This is a genomic window from Paracoccus saliphilus, from assembly GCF_028553805.1.
Taxonomy (GTDB): domain Bacteria; phylum Pseudomonadota; class Alphaproteobacteria; order Rhodobacterales; family Rhodobacteraceae; genus Paracoccus; species Paracoccus saliphilus.
Genome location: NZ_CP067140.1, coordinates 1,057,533 through 1,074,275 on the forward strand (window position 1 = coordinate 1,057,533; position 16,743 = coordinate 1,074,275).

A 16,743-nucleotide genomic window follows, 5' to 3' on the forward strand; every position below is an offset into this window, starting at 1 on the left:
CCACAGATTCACAGCCCGAAGATGTCCGAGAATTTCGCGCGTGTCTCGGCATCCGTCGAAACGGCTGTATCGGCGTCATAGCCAAGCAGTTTCATATCGGCGAGTTCCGGGAAGCCTTCGGGTCCCGCGACGCCCGGCATGATCGGCAGGTTACCCTGCTCGGCGACCAGCTTCTGGCCCTCTTCGCTCAGCAGGAAATCGACGAAGAGCTTGGCCGCGTCGGGATGTTCTGTCGTGGACATGATCGCCACCGGCTCGGTGATGAAGGACACGCCATCCTTCGGCGCGATGAAATCGATGGGCGAACCGTCAGCCTTGGCGCGCAGCGCGTTGGCATCGACGAGGATGGCGTATTTCGCCATGCCGGACGCGACCGCCTTGGTGGCCGGACCGTTGCCGCCCTCGGGCACGATATCCAGATCGTTCAGGCCCTGATAGAAGTCCCAACCGATCCCCTCGGCATTGATCAGCGCATGCAGATGGTTCAGCGCCGCGCCGGAATAGAGCGGGCTGGGCACCGCGATCTGGCCACGATTTTCCTCGGTCAGCAGTTCCGCCCAGCTTTCGACCGGCTCGGCGATCTCGGGATTGTAGGCGATGCCGGTGGTGATGGCCTTGGTCCCGAAATAACTCATGTCCGGGTCATAGGTCGCCGCGTCGTAACCTTCGACCGGGGCCTCGGGATAGGCCATCAGGTGGCCGCCCGCCTTCAATTCGCCCAGGTTGATATTGTCGGCGACCAGCAGCAGGTCGGGCTGGATCTGTTCGGCCTCGATCTCGGCGCGGATCACGTTCATCAGTGCCGAGGTTCCGTTGCGGGTCCACTCGATCTTGATGTCGGGATGGGCCGCCTCGAAGGCATCGACGGTGCTTTGCGCCTGCTCGGGCGGCTGGCTGGTATAGAGGGTCAGCGTGGTTTCGGCATAGGCCGCGCCGGTCATCAGCGAGGCGGCAAGTGTCAGTGGGAAAAGACGCATATCGTTCGGTCCTTCATTCGATTCAGGGTTGCGTGGTGGGGGTGACAGGGTCGGGAATGACCCAGCCATCGCGCAGGGCGATACGGACGCGCTGCCCGCGATCCAGCGAGGAGGGGGCAGCGACATTGATCGAGAGCGGCACCGAGGCCGATGGTCCGGCGGCCAGTTCGGCGCGCAGGTAAGCTCCGCGATAGGTGGCGCGGGTCACATGCGCCTCGATACCGGGTTGGAGGTCGTCGCTCAGCAATTGCAGGTCGCCGGGATGAACCGAGATCCTGCCGCGGTCCTGCCCGCGCTGGCCGGGGGCGCAGCGCAGACGCACCGGCTGCCCCAGCAACGAGGCAGAGGCATGGCCATCGCCAAGCGGGCGGATATCCTCGGCCTCGATCACCCGGCCTTCGCCGATGAACCCCGCGACGGTTTCGCTGGCAGGCTGGCGGAACAGCGCCTCGGGCCGGTCGAACTGGATGATCCGGCCCCGGTCCATGACGGCGACGCGATCGGCCAGTGCCAAGGCCTCGGCCTGATCATGGGTGATGTAGAACATCGTGGCGCCAGAGCGGGCATGGAAGGCGGCGAATTCCTCTTCCAGGGCGCTGCGCAGATGCACGTCCAGATTGGCGAGGGGTTCGTCCAGCAGCACGACACGGCTTTCCATCGCCAGGCAACGGGCAAGGGCCACCCTTTGCCGCTGACCGCCGGACAGATCGGCGGGACGGCGCTGTGCCAATGCGCCGAGTTCCACCAGATCCAGCACGCGGGCCACGCGCGTCTCGCGCTCGCTGCGCGGAACGCCCGCGATCTTCAGCCCGTAGGCGACATTTTTTGCGACCGTCATATGCGGCCAGAGCGCGTAATTCTGGAACACCACGCCGATGCCGCGCCGTTCGGGCGGCAGATGGCGTTCGGGGGTCGAGACGACCTGTCCGCCCACCTCGATCCGCCCGCCGTCGATATGTTCGAACCCGGCGAGGCAGCGCAGAAGCGTCGTCTTGCCGCAACCCGACGGGCCGAGGACCGAGACGAACTCACCGGCCTCGATGGACAGCGAGACTTCGCGCAGCACCTGTGTCTGCCCAAAGGATTTGTCCAGATTTTCGATCTCGATCCTGGCCATTCCGGTCTCCGCGACATGTCATTGCAAAGCTGTGCAATACAGGTGGCGGCATCGCATGAATGCGCGACAACCGGGTGACGGGAATATGAATGATTAGTGAAGCTGATCAGGCCAGCGGGGGCGATCCGCAGTCTGCGCGGCGACCGGAACGCCAGCACAGGCTGACATTATCCAGCAGCTCTTCGCGATACGCTGGCCCCTCGGACAAGAGGCCAGCGCCTTTTCTGTGCAAAACCTTGGGCGTCTTACCGGTAGAGCAGCACTGGAACCTTGCAGGCCTGGATCATTGCCGTCGTCGTCGAGCCGATGATCAGGCTGCGGATGCGGCGGTGACCATGGGTGCCCATGACGAGAAGATCGAAGCCTTCTTCCGATACCAGCTTGTCGAGAGCCGTTTCAGGCTCTCCCGGCACGATCCGGGTCGTGACCTGACGGCCCGCAGCCGCCAGCCTTTGGGCGGCATCGTCAAGCTTGCCTTGGATCGCCGGCTGTTCCTCGCCCGCATAGACCAGGGTTATGTCGAGCTCCTCGAAGGTCGGGCTCTTGATCATTCGGGCGATCGCGGCTTCGGTGCTTTTGCTGCCGTCATAGGCGGCCAGAACCTTGTTGATCGGCTGGAAGGCCCGTGACGCGACAAAGACCGGCACTTTCGCGGAACGCACGACGCGTTCGAGGTTGGAGCCCAGATGCCCTGTCGCGAAATCGGCGGCCTCTCCCCGCTTGCCGATCACGATGACGCGCATCTCCTGCTCGAAATCCTTCACGGCTTCCAGCAGATCGCCCTTGCGGAGCCGGGACACCACCGGCCCGACGCCGTCTTGCTCGAGGATCGCTTTCGCATCTTCGAGGATAGCATGCCCCTGGGCTTGTGCGAGCCTGGCGCGTTCTTCGTCGAGCTTCGAGAGCTGGTCCAGCAATGCCGAGCGCGCGCCAAGCTTCAATGCTCCGGACAGATCTGAACTGGCTGCGGTTTCGCGGCGGCCGATCACATGCATGATCTCGACCGACGCGTTCAGGCGGCTGGCGATCCATGCCGTGTGATGGCACACGCTTTCGGAATAGATGGACCCGTCCACCAATGCGAGTATCTTGCTCATCTGGTTCTCCTCCCTAATGTCCCATCAGCTTTTCCATCGCGCCGGGCTTGTCATGGATGGCAAGCTTGTCGACGAGCGTTTCCGAGGCTTCGTTCATGCCGATCAGTTCGACATCGGCACCCTCGCGGCGGAATTTCAGGATCGCCATGTCAAGAGCCTGGACAGAGCTGATATCCCAGATATGCGCCCGGCTGACATCGATGACGACCCGGTCGACGGCTTCCCTGAAATCGAAGGCATTGGCGAATTCCTCGGTCGAGCCGTAGAACAGTTGCCCCTCGATGACATAGCTCCGTTGGCGGCCATCCGAAGACAGCTCGGTCCTGATCCGGAACAGCTGCGCGATCTTGCGGGCAAAGAAGATCCCTGAAAGCAGCACACCGACGAGAACGCCGATGGCGAGGTTATGCGTGTAGACCACCGTGACCACGGTCGCGATCATCACGATCGAGGATGAACGCGGATGCACGCGCAGCGCCTTGATCGAGGACCAGCTGAACGTCCCGATCGAGACCATGATCATGATCGCGACCAATGCGGGCATCGGGATCTGGCCGACCAGATCGCCGAGTCCGACGACCAGGATCAGCAGTGCGAAACCTGCGGTGAAGGTGGACAAACGCCCGCGCCCGCCGGATTTGACGTTGATCATCGATTGCCCGATCATCGCGCAGCCTGCCATGCCGCCGATAAAGCCGGTGGCGGTATTGGCGATGCCCTGGCCGATGCATTCCTGGTTGCGGTCCGATTTGGTGTCCGTCAGGTCATCGACGATGTTCTCGGTCATCAGGCTTTCCAGCAAACCGACGATCGCAACGGCGACTGAATAAGGGAAGATGATCAGCAGGGTCTCGAGGTTCAGCGGGATCTGCGGGATCAGGAATACCGGCAGCGTGTCGGGAAGCGCACCCATGTCAGCAACCGTGCGGACATTCCAACCGGTCACCGCGATCAGCGCCGTGAGCAGCACGATGGTCACGAGCGGTGACGGAATTGCCTTGGTGATGCGCGGAAACAGGTAGATGATCGCCAGCCCTACTGCCACCAGCGCGTAGGTCAGCCATGTGACATCCGGCTTGCCCAGGTCCAGTTCCGGCAGCTGCGCCATGAAGATCAGGATCGCCAGCGCATTCACGAAGCCGGTCATCACCGAGCGTGAGACGTAGCGCATGAAGCGCCCGAGTTTCAGGAAACCGGCGCCAATCTGCAAAAGCCCGGCCAGCACCGTGGCCGCCAGCAGGTATTGCAGCCCGTGATCCTTGACCAGCGTGATCATCAAGACGGCGGTTGCTGCGGTGGCGGCAGAAATCATGCCCGGCCGTCCGCCCACGAAGGCGATGATGACGGCAATCGAGAACGAGGCATAAAGCCCGACCTTGGGGTCGACGCCCGCAATAATGGAGAAGGCGATGGCTTCAGGAATGAGAGCGAGCGCGACGACGATGCCAGCCAGCAAATCGCCGCGAATATTCCCGAACCATTGCTGGCGGTAGGCGGAAAGTGAGATCATTTGCAGTCCAATACCCTGTGTCGGTTGACCTCTTGCAGAGGCGTTCCGGCATTGCAGTTGGGGTTTACCAAAGGATTGTCCGGCGGATCAGCGGCCGGAAGAGCCACCCGGGCTTTCACCGGGTCCTTGCGCATGGCGGTCTCATAGACATAGCTACGTGAGATTGACAACCGCCCGGTGCAAAAATCCATTGGTTGGTTGCATTGCGGCCAGCCGGTTCCTCTCGGCTTGGAGCAAGTCGAAAACCCTACCGGGAACCATGAAATAATATGCCAGATCAATGAGCAGGAAGCATGCAATCGGCGATCGAACCGATTGCCGGGGGCGCTGGCCATGACCGAGGTTCATGCTTCACATGATCCTTGGTCATGGCGTCTGATGCATGGAGGGCAGATGCCGCGCTCAAGCGCCCTCGTTCGCGAACCTGATGATCGCGGCGATGATTGCCTGAAAGCTCAGGCGCGCGCGGTCGGATGTGCGTCGGGCGCGCAGATAGCCATGCGGCAGTTGCGCCTCGTTGCGAAGCTGCACCCGAACGCCCGCCTGTTGCAGCCGCACGGCATATTCGCTTGCATCGTCGCGGAGCGGGTCAATATCGGCGCTGACGATGAAGGCCGGGGAGAGGCCATCCAGCTCGGCGGCGTGCAACGGCCGCGCCAAGGGGTCGGTGACCGGGTCATCGCCATGCAATGCGCCTTGATAGCCGCCCAGATCGGCGGTGCGCAAAAGCGGTGCCTCGGCGTTGTCGCGATATGACGCAGCGCTGCCATCGCCGCCCAATCCGGGATAGATCAGCACCTGGCCAAGCGGCTGCCTCTGGCCCCGCTGCGACAGGCAGAGCGAAGCCGCCAGCATGGCGCCCGCGCTGTCTCCGACCACGACAGCCGGCTGATCCAGCGCCTGCCAGACGCTTTCGACATCGCGGATCTGCGCGGGCCAGCGATGTTCCGGCGCAAGGCGGTAATCCACCGAGACAACCTGCAGCCCGGCGGCATCCGCGATCTCGGCGCAGACATCGTCATGGCTGTCCAGGCCACCGACAACGAAGCCGCCACCATGGATATAGATCACGCAGACCGCAGATGGCGGGCCATAGACCCGGCATGGCACGCCACCGACGGCGCGATCCTCGACCTGCAGGCCTTCGGGGCGCGGGGCGCGGAAGACGTCGCACATGGCGTTGTAATGGCGGCGGTTTTCGTCGATCCCGGCGCCGTTGGTCTCGTCGGGATAGGTCGCCTGTGTCTCGGCGATGAATTCCAGCACCTGTGGATCTGTGATCATGCGACTCCCTCCGCGATCCGCCGGGTCAGCCAGTCCGGATCCATTTGTGGAACCGAGGCCAGCAGTTCCTGTGTGTATTCGTGGCGCGGCGGATCAAGCATCTCGGCCTGGCTGCCCATATCCATGACCTGCCCGTTCTTCATGACCACGACCTGATCGGCGATGGCGCGGACCGTGGCGATGTCATGGGTGATGAACATGTAGGACACCCCGGTTTCGTCCTGCAACCGGCTGAGCAGGCGCAGGATGCCTTCGGCGACCAATTGGTCCAGCGCACTGGTCACCTCGTCGCAGATGATGAATTCCGGGTCGGCGGCCAAAGCGCGGGCGATGCCGATCCTTTGTTTCTGCCCGCCCGACAATTCACCCGGCAGGCGGTCGAGGAACTCGGCGGGGTCCATCTCGATCTGTTCCATCAGTTGACGCAAACGCGCTTCGCGTGCCTTGCCGGTCAGGCCGAGATAGAAATGCAACGGCCGCGACAGGATCTGCCGGATGGTCTGGCGCGGGTTCAGCGCCGTATCCGCCATCTGGTAGATCATCTGCACGGCACGAAGCTGATCCCGCGATCTTTCCGCCAGGCGCGGGGGCAGGGGCTGTCCGTTCAGTTCGATCCCGCCTTGCCGGGGTGGCAGCAGGCCGGTGATGACACGCGCTGCAGTGGATTTCCCCGAGCCGGATTCCCCCACCACGGCAACGGTCGAACCCTTGGGAATATCGAAGCTGACCTCGTTCAGGACATTCTCGCCGGAATATCCCGCCGTGACCGATTTGACCGAGATCACGGGTGAGTCCGCCTTCGGCAGGTCCCGCTCGGGCCGGCGAAATTCGCGCACGGCCCAGAGAGACCGGGTGTAGTCCTGTTTCGGCGCTGTCATCATCTCGCGCGTGGGGGCCTCTTCGATCTCGCGGCCGTGGCGCATGACCTTGATGCGGTCGGCCATCTGCGCGACCACGGCCAGATCATGGGTGATATAGATCGCCGCCGAGCCGCTTGCCTGCGCGGCTTGCCGGATCGCGGCCAGAACTCCGATCTGCGTGGTCACGTCCAGCGCGGTCGTCGGCTCGTCGAACACGATCAGGTCGGGTTTGCAGGCCATGGCCATGGCAACCATCGCCCGCTGCAACTGCCCGCCCGAGACCTGGTGCGGGAACCGCAGGCCGAACTGGTCCGGATCGGGAAGGTGCATCTGGGCATAGAGATCGCGGGCGAAGGCCTCGGATTCTGCCCGCGTCGCGGTGCCGTGGATCGCGGGTGCCTCGCAGAACTGGTCGAGCAAACGCCATGCCGGGTTGAAGCTGGCCGCCGCCGATTGCGCGACATAGGCGACCCTGCGTCCGCGGAAGGTCCGCCGCTTTTGTTCCGACAGGCTGGCGAGGTCGGTGCCGTCAAAGACGATCTTTCCGTCCGCAAAGCGCAGGCCCGGTTGCGCGAAGCCCATCGCGGCAAGGCCGAGCGTTGATTTCCCCGCGCCGGATTCGCCGATCAGCCCCACGACCTCGCCTCGCGCGACGCGCAAATCCACGCCATGCAGGATCGGGTTCCAGCCGTCTTCGCCTCTGGCCTCGATCTTCAGGTTCTCTATTTCAAGCAGCATGGCATCAATCCTTCAATCCCGAGGCGCGGTGCAGCATCCAGTCGACGACGAAATTCACCGAGACCGTCAGCAGCGCGATGCAGGCGGCAGGCAAGAGCGGCGTGATGTCGCCAAAGGTAATCAGGGCGGCATTGGCCCGCACCATCGCCCCCCAATCGGCCATCGGGGGCGGCAGGCCGAGGCCAAGGAATGACAGCGCCGAAATGATCAGGAACACGAAGCAGAAGCGCAGACCGAACTCGGCAATCAGCGGAGCCGAGATATTGGGCAGCACCTCGCGGCGGATTACCCACCAGGTTCCCTCGCCACGCAGCCGGGCTGCCTCGACGTAGTCCATGACCATGACATTCATGGCGGTCGCCCTTGCAAGCCGGAAGACCCGCGTGGAATCGAGTATCGCGATCACCAGCACGAGGTTGAGAAGACCGGGGCCGAGCGCCGACAGGGCAAGCAGGGTCAGGATCAGCGAGGGCACCGCCATCAGCACATCGACGAGGCGCGACAGCGCCAGGTCGGTCCATCCGCCGATGGCCGCGGCGACAAGCCCGCCGACCGCCCCGATGGCGAATGCCAGCACGGTGGTGGCCAGCGCGAGGCCGACGGTGTTGCGCGCACCCCATATCAGCCGCGACAGCATGTCCCGGCCCAATGTATCGGTGCCCAATGGAAAGGCCCCGCCCCATGGCTCGAACTGGGCTCCGACGATCTCGGCCTGCCCATATGGGGCGAGCAGGGGGGCGAGGATGGCGGTGACGGCATAGGCGATGATGACAAGGATGCCAAAGATCGCCGTTGGCGGAAGCGTTCGCAGATTGCGGATCATGCTGGTCATGGCGTCACCTCGGATGCAGCAGGCGCGGGTTCGTCGCGATTGCCACGACATCGGCCAGCAGGTTCAGCAGGATATAGACAGTGGCAAAGATCAGCGCGCAGGCTTGAACCACCGGGATGTCGCGGTTGGTCACGCTATCGACCATCAGCTGGCCGAGGCCCGGATAGACGAACACGACCTCGACGATGACCACGCCGGTGATCAGCCACGCGATGTTCAGCGCGACCACGTTCACGATAGGGGCCAGCGCGTTGGGAAGCGCATGCCGGGTCACCGCCCGCCAGCGCGAGACGCCTTTCAGTCTGGCCATGGTGACATAGGGCGCGCCCAGCACATTCACCACGGCAGCCCGTGTCATCCGCATCATATGGGCGGTCACGACCAGGACCAGCGTGATAGCGGGCAGGAAGGCGCCGCCCAGCATGCCGATGATACCCGAGCTCGAGCCCGGATCGGCGATGGAAGGAAACCAGCCCATATGGACCGACAGCAGGAACATCAGGATATAGGCGATGAAGAATTCCGGGAACGAGATCGCCGACAGTGTCAGGACATTGGCGATACGGTCGAACCAGCTGCCGCGCCATAGTGCCGCCAGCAGGCCCAGGCCGACGGATAACGGCACGGCGATCACCGCCGCATAAGCCGCCAGGAACATGGTATTGCCCAGCCTGGACGACAGCAGATCCGAGACCGGCCGCTCATTGGCCAGCGACTGACCGAAATCGCCTTGCAGCACGCCCCCGATCCAGTCGAGATATCTGAGCGGCAGGGATTGATCCAGGCCCAGTTCCCTGCGGAACGCGGCGACGGTTTCCTCGGTCGCAGTCTGGCCGAGGATTTGCTGGGCGATGTCGCCCGGCAAAAGGCTGACCGCCAGGAAGATCAACACGGAGATCACGAACAGGGTGAAAAATCCAATCCCCAACCGTGTCCCGATCATCCGCAGGATGGGTCGCCCGTGACGTTCGGAGGCACTCATGAGGCGGCCTCTTTGTGGTGGACCTGCCGGATTCCCGCTCCCGCGTGATCGGGATGTGGCGCATCGTCCAGTTCCGCGATCCGCCGTAATCCGGCCAGCAGCGTCTCCGGCATGGCCGTGCTGCGTCCTGCATCGCCATCCACATGCAAGAGCATATGCTCGCCTGTCGCCACGACGCTGCCATCCGCGCGCAGGATGTCGTGATGCAGGCGGAAGCGCTTTTCGTCATGGCCAAGCAGGCGGGTTTCGACGGACAGCAATTCCCCGGCCTTCACCTCGGCCAGATGGCGGATATGGGTTTCGACCGTATAGGCCGAACAGCCGCCGGCACGGTAATCCGCATCCAGCCCGATATGGATCAGGAACGCGTCGGTCGCATCGCCCAGAACCTGCAGATAGCGGAACTCGGTCATATGGCCGTTGTAATCCACCCAACCACCATGCACCCGCGCCTGATGCAGCCGCAGAGGATAGGATTCCGGTTGCTTGACCTCGCGTGCATAGAACCGATCCTCCATCTCGCGGATGGACCGGCCCGCACCCCAGTCATTCGCCTTGAGCGCCTGGAACATCCCGACCAGATTATCGTCGCGGATGCGTTCCAACTCGCGGATGGAATGGGCGCCGGATTGCGCGTCGGACTGGCTGGCGATGCGGTCGATCAATGCGTCGTCCAGATCCGGGACATCCATCAGCTTGGTCCATGGCCATTTCAGGGCCGGTCCGAACTGGCCCAGGAAATGGCGCATGCCCGCCTCGCCCCCGGCGATGCGATAGGTCTCGAACAGTCCCATCTGCGCCCATCGCAGGCCAAAGCCGTGGCGGATGATGTCGTCGATTTCCTCGGTCGTGGCGATGCCATCCTTGACCAGCCACAACGCCTCGCGCCAGACCGCCTCGAGCAGGCGGTCACCGATATGGGCGTCGATCTCACGCGCGATCTGCACCGGCTTCATCCCGACCGAGGCCAGCAGGGTGCAGGCACGCTCTGCCGCCTCGCCCCCACCGACGATCTCGACGACCGGCAGCAGGTAGACCGGGTTGAAGGGATGCGCGACAAGGATGCGCTCGGGATGTTTTGCCCCTTCGCGCAGCTCGGACGGCTTGAAGCCCGAGGTCGACGAGCCGATGATCGCCCGCTCAGGCGCGGCGGCCTCGATCTCGGCGAAGATGCGATGTTTCAGGTCCAGACGTTCGGGCACGCTTTCCTGGATGAAATCCGCGCCCGAGACCGCCTCGGCGATATCCTTGGCCCAGATGATCTTGCCCGGCTCGGGCAGTGGCGCCTGGAACAGATTTTGCCAGGCCCGGCCGGCATTCTCCAGCACCTCGCCGATGATGCGCCCTGCCTCGGGATGGGGATCATGAACGGTCACGTCATGGCCGCTGAGGATGAATCGGGCGATCCATCCTCCGCCGATGACACCGCCGCCAATCGCTGCGATCTTCATGCCTGCCACCACCTTTCGACGATCTTCCAGCCATCGAAGAAGCGGTTGCTGGCCACTTCTCCATGCGCGACCTTGTCATTGGCCACATCGATGTAATTGACATAGATCGGGATGATGGTGCCGCCATCCTCGCTGACCAGTTCCTGCATCTCGCGATACATTTCGGCGCGCAGGCTTTCGTCCAGCTCGCCTCGGGCCTCCAGCAGTAATTCGTTGAAGCGCTCGTTCTCCCAGTGGCTCTCGTTCCATTCGGCACCCTTGGCATAGACAAGGCTGAACATGTCGTCCTCGGTCGGGCGGCCGTTCCAGTAGCTGACGCAGAAGGGTTTCTTCAGCCAGACATTCGACCAATAGCCATCATCGGGTTCGCGCTTGACGGTCAGGTCGATCCCGGCGGGCTTGGCCGCCTCGCTGAACAGTTGCACCATGTCCAGCGCCCCGACCGAAGCCGCTTCGGCCGCCGAGATCTCGATTTTCAGATCATCCATCCCGGCCTGCTTGAGATAATGCCGGGCCTTGTCGGGATCATAGCTGTGCTGCGGCAGATCCTCGGCGTAATAGCGGTTCGCGGGCGCGATCGGGCTGTCATTGGCGATCTTGCCATGGCCGCGAAGCACCTTGTCCAGCACCTCCTGCCGGTTGATCGAATATTTCAGCGCCCGGCGGATATTCGCATCCTTGAACGGCGCCACGTCGCAGAACATCGGCATGGTGTAATGGGCCGTTCCCGTCACCTCCACCAGGTTCAGGCCGGGGCGGCGTTCGAGCAGATGCAGGGTCGACAGATCGGGAGAGTTGATCACATCGACCTCACCCGTCATCAACGCATTCTGCCGCGCGGTCGGATCGTTGATGGTCAGCAGGACCGCTTCGTCGAACCAGGCGCGGTCGGCTTTCCAGTAATCGTCGCGGCGTTTCAGCGTAATGCGGACACCCGGCTCCATATCCTCCAGCACGTAGCCGCCGGTGCCGAGACCGGATTGCCAATCCAGGCTGCCATCCTCCTTGGTGGGCATGATGATGAAATGATAGTCCGAGGTCAGATACGCAAAATCCGCGTTCGGAGAATCCAGCTCGAACACGACGGTATTGTCGCCATCGGCGCGGATATCCTTGACCTGTTCAAGCGATCCCTTGGCGCCGGACTTGGTATCCTCGCCGCGATGATGGTTGAACGAGGCGATCACGTCATCCGCGGTCACCTTGCGACTGTCCGAGAAACTCGCGCCCTCGCGCAGGCGGAAGGTCCAGACCCGTGCTTCGGCATCCGGCTCGAAGCTTTCGGCGAGTTCGGGCTGTGCGGTCCCGGCGGCGTCGATCTCGACCAGGTTGTTGCAGACGGCCAGCATCGCGGTCACTACCGGCCCGGCCGCGAAGGTCGCCGGATCGATCGAGTCGGATGTCGCCCCGCCGGAATGGCCGATGCGCAGCGTGCCGCCGCGCTTGGGTTCCTGTGCCCTCGCCCCGTGGGGCAGGATCAGCCCGGCGGCGGTCAGTCCGGCTGCGCTGGCAAGCAGCTTGCGCCGGCTCAGGTTGGAATGTGAGAACTGCATGTCGTGTCCCTGTCTTGTTGGTTTTGTTGAATCAGCGTTTGGTCAGTTTCAGCTTCTCGCGAACCTCATCCGGTCCCAGAATCCGGCAGCCCATCGCGTTCAGGATCGTTGCCGCCCGCTCGACCAGGTCGCCGTTGCGTGCCGGAACGCCCTTGTCGAGCCAGATATTGTCCTCGAGCCCCACGCGGACATTCCCGCCCGCAAGCGCCGCCTGCGCGACATAGGGCAATTGCATCCGCCCAATGGAGAACATCGAATAGGTCCAGTCTTTGGGGATATTGTTGACCATTGCCATCAGGCTATTCGGATCGGCAGGTGCGCCGAAAGGAATGCCCATGCAAAGTTGGATCATCACCGGATCCTCGATCAGCCCTTCATCGACCAGCGTCTTTGCCAGCCAAAGGTGACCGGTGTCGAATACCTCGACCTCGGGCCGGACACCGGCATCGCGAATCCACGCCGCCATGGCCCGCAGCGTGCCGGGTGTGTTGGTCATGACGTAATCGGCCTCGGCAAAGTTCATCGTGCCGCAGTCGAGCGTGCAGATCTCGGGCAGAAGCTCTTCGACATGGACCAGCCGTTCGGTGGCCCCGATCAGGTCCGAGTCCGCCGACAGGGGCAGAGGTGCTTCGGCCGAGCCCAGCACGATGTCGCCCCCCATTCCGGCGGTCAGGTTCAGCACAACATCCGTATCGGCTTCGCGCACCCGCTCGACAACCTCGCGATAAAGGGCCGGATCGCGCGATGGCGCGCCGGTCTCGGGGTCACGCACATGGATATGGGCGATGGCTGCCCCGGCCTTTGCGGCCTCGATACAGGCATCCGCGATCTGGGCGGGGGTGATCGGGATCAGGTCGGATTTCGTTTGGCTCTGGCCAGAACCTGTCACCGCGCAGGTGATGAAAACATCACGATTCATCGAATTCTCCGGAATTTCATGGGTGCAGCAAGACTGGCAGTTTATCCTCTGGCATGATGTGCATATATTGACGTATTCTTTGCATATGCCGCCAAAATCACCATTCCATCTGACATTTCTTCTGTTCGACGGGTTTTCGAACATGGTGCTGGCCAGTGCTATCGAGCCGCTGCGCGCCGCCCGCGACCTTTCGGGACAACGGTTGTTTTCATGGCAGTTGAGTTCGTTGACCGGGGATGCCGTCACCAGTTCGTCCCGGATCGCCGTTGCCGTGGATCAGCCCTTGGCACGGGTGGGGGCGACGGATGCGCTGATACTGGTGTCGGGCTATGGCATGCGCGATCATCTGAACCGCGAGGCGGATGCACTGGTCCTGCGCAAGGCGCGGGGACTGCCGATTGTCGGCGGGCTGGATACCGGGGCGTGGCTGCTGGCGCGCATGGGGCTTTTGGCCGGGCGGCGCGCCTCGATCCACTGGATGGAGCGCGAGGCGCTGTCCGAAGCTTTCCCCGAGATTTTGGTCGGGGCCGACCCCTATGTCACGGATCGGGGAATCATGACCTGCGGCGGTGCGCAGAGCGTCCTGAGCTGGTCGCTCGATCTCATCGGAGAACATGCGGGCGATGCGTTGCGCTTCGATGTCGCGAACATGTTCGGTCGGGAAGAGGAACGGGCAAGCGGCACCGACGATACCCCTTTCGTCGGCAGGATGACCGACCGCGCCTTGCCGCAACCGATGCAGCGCGCGATCCTGGCCATGCGCGAAACGGCCGAGCAGCCCTTGCCGCTGGCCCGCATCGCCGAACGGGCAGCCTTGTCCGCACGCAGCATGGACCGGCTGTTCCGGGACAGTCTCGATATGTCGGCGGGTGGGTATTACCGCCAGATCCGGCTGTCCCATGCCCGTGCACTTGCCCTCGAAACGGACCTTACCCTGGGCGAGATCGCATCACGGACCGGGTTTTCGTCGCCCTCGACCCTGGCGCGTGCCTATCGGCACCATTTCGGCGAGACCGTGCGCAAGACCAGAACCGGCGGTTCACCGGGCAGTCGCGGGACCGCCGATCTCGCGTAGGATGCAAGGAACCTCGATCCTGACATTTTCTGCGGGCGGCGTTTCGACCAGTTCGAACGTGGTTTCCAGCATCGCCGAAACGTTCTGCTCCGTCATGCCCACATTCTGGGGAAGAAGGGCGGCGAAGGGATCCCAATCGAAACAGCCCAAGCGTATGTCATCGGGACCAGGTCGCTGTTCGTTCAGCCAATGGATGACACCTTCCAGCGTTATCGTTGAATTCACGAACAGGCCGGAGCGGTCGGCAAGCGTTTTCGTCGTCATCGCGGCGATGGCTTTGTGCGGCGAATATCCGGGCATGATGATCTGATCCGATGGGACGGGCAACCCGATCTGCCGATGCGCCGCCTTGAAACCACGCAATCTTTCGGCCGTGTTGTGATCCTGGCTGCGCCCGCCGATGAACCAGAGGGGGGTGATTTCGCCGAAATCGCGCTTCATTCGGGACAGGATCAACGACGCCAGGTCACGTGCCCCCGTGAAATTGTCCGAAACGATCGACGGCGCGTTACGGCCCGGAAGGTCCAGGTTGATGGCACGCACGCCGGCTGCCGCGCAGAATTCGCCGATCCGGTCGGCATCGGTGGCGCCGGTGACAATGAGGCATTCAGCCTGGTAGGAGATCAGCTCGCGAGCGGCTTCGAATTCCAGTTCGGGATCGCGTTGGGTGCAGGTTATGACCGGAAACAGTCCCCGGGCGCGGGCCATGATTTCGAACTGTTCGGCAATGGCGCCGAAATAACGGTTGTCGTATTTCGGAACGATCATGCCAATGATGCGGGATCTCTCGCGCCGCAACAGGCTGGCCTGCAGGTTGACCGCATAGCCTTGCTCGGCCGCGATCCGCGACACGCGCTTGGCCAGCTTCTCGCTGATTCGCCGCTTTTTCCACGTCCCGTTGAGGATCGAACTCACTGCGCTTGGGCTGGTGCCCGCAATCTCTGCCAGGTCGTATATCGTTGGTCGCTTTGCGGAATTTCCGTCACTCTCGGCCATGTTTCCCCGATCTGAGATGGCGGCCCAAGACCTGCCGGATAGCTTATCTTGACAGGATCGGGTCGGATCTGCAATCATGCTACATCGATTGAGCACACATGCTCAATCGGTGGCGCTACCTGGAGGAGGTGGCGGGAGGGAGGCGAGATGATGCCATTGGCCATCCGTATCCTGATCGCGTTGCGGCAGGGCCCGGCGCTGTCTGGATCCCGCCCGACGATCCTGCCGGGTGTTCGGGATAAGTGGAGGAAATACGAGATGAAAATCAGACATTCGATCGCGACCGCTTCGGTCGTGGCAACCGGCTTTTTTGCCGCGGCGGCGTCCGCTCAGGATGCGGCCACCGTGGCCTTCCTGATGCCGGATCAGGCATCGACCCGCTACGAGGAGCATGATTTTCCGGGCTTCAAGGCAGCCATGGAAGAACTGTGCCCGGATTGCGAGATCGTCTATCAGAACGCCAATGCGGACGCGTCCTTGCAGCAGCAACAGATCAATTCGGTCATTGCGCAGGGTGCGAAGATCATCGTGCTGGATCCGGTGGATTCCGCAGCTGCCGCCGGCCTGGTGCAGATCGCCCATAGCCAGGATGTGAAGGTCATTGCATATGACCGTCCGATCCCGGATGTGCCCGCCGATTACTATGTCTCCTTCGACAACAAGGGGATCGGTGAGGCCATAGCGCAGTCCCTGGTCGATCATCTGAAGGCCGAGGGCGTGCCCGAAGGGGCAGGAGTGTTGCAGATCAACGGCTCGCCCACCGATGCGGCGGCGGGGTTGATCCGCGACGGGATCGATGTGGCACTGGATGGGTCCGAATACGAGACATTGGCCGAATACGACACGCCGGATTGGGCGCCCTCCAAGGCGCAGGAATGGGCGGCAGGGCAGATCAGCCGTTTCGGCGACGAGATCATCGGTATCGTCGCTGCGAATGACGGAACGGCGGGCGGCGCGATCGCGGCGCTGAAGGCGGCCGGGGCCGATCCGCTCCCGCCGGTTACCGGCAATGATGCGACCATCGCAGCATTGCAGTTGATCATCTCCGGGGATCAGTACAACACGATCTCGAAACCTTCCGAGATCGTGGCGCGTGCTGCCGCCGAAGTGACTGCCACCTTCCTGAAAGGCGAGACTCCCGAGGCCAAGACGACACTCTATGACACGCCGTCCGAGCTGTTCGTTCCCGCTGTCGTCACGCGCGAGAACATCAAGTCCGAGATTTTCGACAAGGGTATCCAGACACCGGAAGAAGTCTGCACCGGCGATTATGCCGAGGGCTGCCGGGAATTGGGCATCCTTCAGTAACCGAATGTCACGGCGCGCGTTCAGGTGCGCGCCGCCATCATGGA

14 protein-coding genes and 1 other annotated feature are annotated in these 16,743 nt (G+C 62.8%); of the genes, 2 read left to right on the plus strand and 12 right to left on the minus strand.

The window, feature by feature from the left end:
* Positions 1–8: 8 nt before the first annotated feature.
* From JHX88_RS04940 to JHX88_RS04990, 11 genes are all read right to left on the minus strand, one after another.
* Positions 9–977, minus strand: a complete 969-nt coding sequence (locus JHX88_RS04940) for an ABC transporter substrate-binding protein (protein WP_076525773.1) — start codon at positions 975–977, stop codon at positions 9–11.
* A gap of 22 nt (positions 978–999) precedes the next feature.
* The gene (locus JHX88_RS04945) at positions 1,000–2,094 is read right to left on the minus strand and encodes an ABC transporter ATP-binding protein (RefSeq protein ID WP_076525774.1); all 1,095 of its coding nucleotides are present in this window, start codon (positions 2,092–2,094) and stop codon (positions 1,000–1,002) included.
* Between the two features lie 245 nt (positions 2,095–2,339).
* Complete coding sequence (locus JHX88_RS04950; RefSeq protein WP_076525776.1) at positions 2,340–3,191, minus strand: universal stress protein; 852 nt, start codon at positions 3,189–3,191, stop codon at positions 2,340–2,342.
* A 13-nt stretch (positions 3,192–3,204) separates the two neighbouring features.
* The gene (locus JHX88_RS04955; RefSeq protein WP_076525777.1) at positions 3,205–4,701 is read right to left on the minus strand and encodes a SulP family inorganic anion transporter; all 1,497 of its coding nucleotides are present in this window, start codon (positions 4,699–4,701) and stop codon (positions 3,205–3,207) included.
* Positions 4,702–4,774: 73 nt separating this feature from the next.
* Positions 4,775–4,830, minus strand: a sequence feature (sul1 is cis-regulatory element that is thought to sense ions involved in sulfur or methionine metabolism; They are found in Alphaproteobacteria).
* 273 nt (positions 4,831–5,103) lie between these two features.
* Positions 5,104–5,985: an alpha/beta hydrolase gene (locus JHX88_RS04960; protein WP_076525781.1), complete on the minus strand. Its 882-nt coding sequence runs from the start codon at positions 5,983–5,985 to the stop codon at positions 5,104–5,106.
* Positions 5,982–7,583, minus strand: a complete 1,602-nt coding sequence (locus JHX88_RS04965) for an ABC transporter ATP-binding protein (protein WP_076525783.1) — start codon at positions 7,581–7,583, stop codon at positions 5,982–5,984. Before JHX88_RS04965 ends, JHX88_RS04960 begins: the two co-directional genes overlap by 4 nt.
* 4 nt (positions 7,584–7,587) lie before the next feature.
* Positions 7,588–8,415 carry an ABC transporter permease gene (locus tag JHX88_RS04970; protein WP_076525785.1) on the minus strand — a complete coding sequence of 276 codons (828 nt, stop codon included), beginning with the start codon at positions 8,413–8,415 and terminating at the stop codon, positions 7,588–7,590.
* A gap of 4 nt (positions 8,416–8,419) precedes the next feature.
* The gene (locus JHX88_RS04975; RefSeq protein ID WP_076525787.1) at positions 8,420–9,397 is read right to left on the minus strand and encodes an ABC transporter permease; all 978 of its coding nucleotides are present in this window, start codon (positions 9,395–9,397) and stop codon (positions 8,420–8,422) included.
* On the minus strand, positions 9,394–10,848 hold the full coding sequence (locus JHX88_RS04980; RefSeq protein ID WP_076525789.1) for a carnitine 3-dehydrogenase: 1,455 nt from the start codon (positions 10,846–10,848) through the stop codon (positions 9,394–9,396). Before JHX88_RS04980 ends, JHX88_RS04975 begins: the two co-directional genes overlap by 4 nt.
* Positions 10,845–12,401, minus strand: a complete 1,557-nt coding sequence (locus JHX88_RS04985; protein WP_076525791.1) for an ABC transporter substrate-binding protein — start codon at positions 12,399–12,401, stop codon at positions 10,845–10,847. The genes JHX88_RS04980 and JHX88_RS04985 overlap by 4 nt, the downstream gene beginning before the upstream one ends.
* A gap of 31 nt (positions 12,402–12,432) precedes the next feature.
* Entirely contained in the window at positions 12,433–13,320 is an 888-nt protein-coding gene (locus tag JHX88_RS04990) for a beta-keto acid cleavage family enzyme (protein ID WP_076525793.1), read from the minus strand.
* A gap of 67 nt (positions 13,321–13,387) precedes the next feature.
* Between JHX88_RS04990 and JHX88_RS04995 the strand changes: the two genes are divergently transcribed.
* On the plus strand, positions 13,388–14,395 hold the full coding sequence (locus JHX88_RS04995) for a GlxA family transcriptional regulator (RefSeq protein ID WP_272848190.1): 1,008 nt from the start codon (positions 13,388–13,390) through the stop codon (positions 14,393–14,395).
* Here JHX88_RS04995 and JHX88_RS05000 read toward each other — a convergent pair.
* Positions 14,360–15,391, minus strand: a complete 1,032-nt coding sequence (locus tag JHX88_RS05000) for a substrate-binding domain-containing protein (protein WP_076525797.1) — start codon at positions 15,389–15,391, stop codon at positions 14,360–14,362. The genes JHX88_RS04995 and JHX88_RS05000 overlap by 36 nt on opposite strands.
* Before the next feature lie 258 nt (positions 15,392–15,649).
* Between JHX88_RS05000 and JHX88_RS05005 the strand changes: the two genes are divergently transcribed.
* Complete coding sequence (locus tag JHX88_RS05005) at positions 15,650–16,699, plus strand: ABC transporter substrate-binding protein (protein WP_076525920.1); 1,050 nt, start codon at positions 15,650–15,652, stop codon at positions 16,697–16,699.
* Positions 16,700–16,743: the final 44 nt, after the last annotated feature.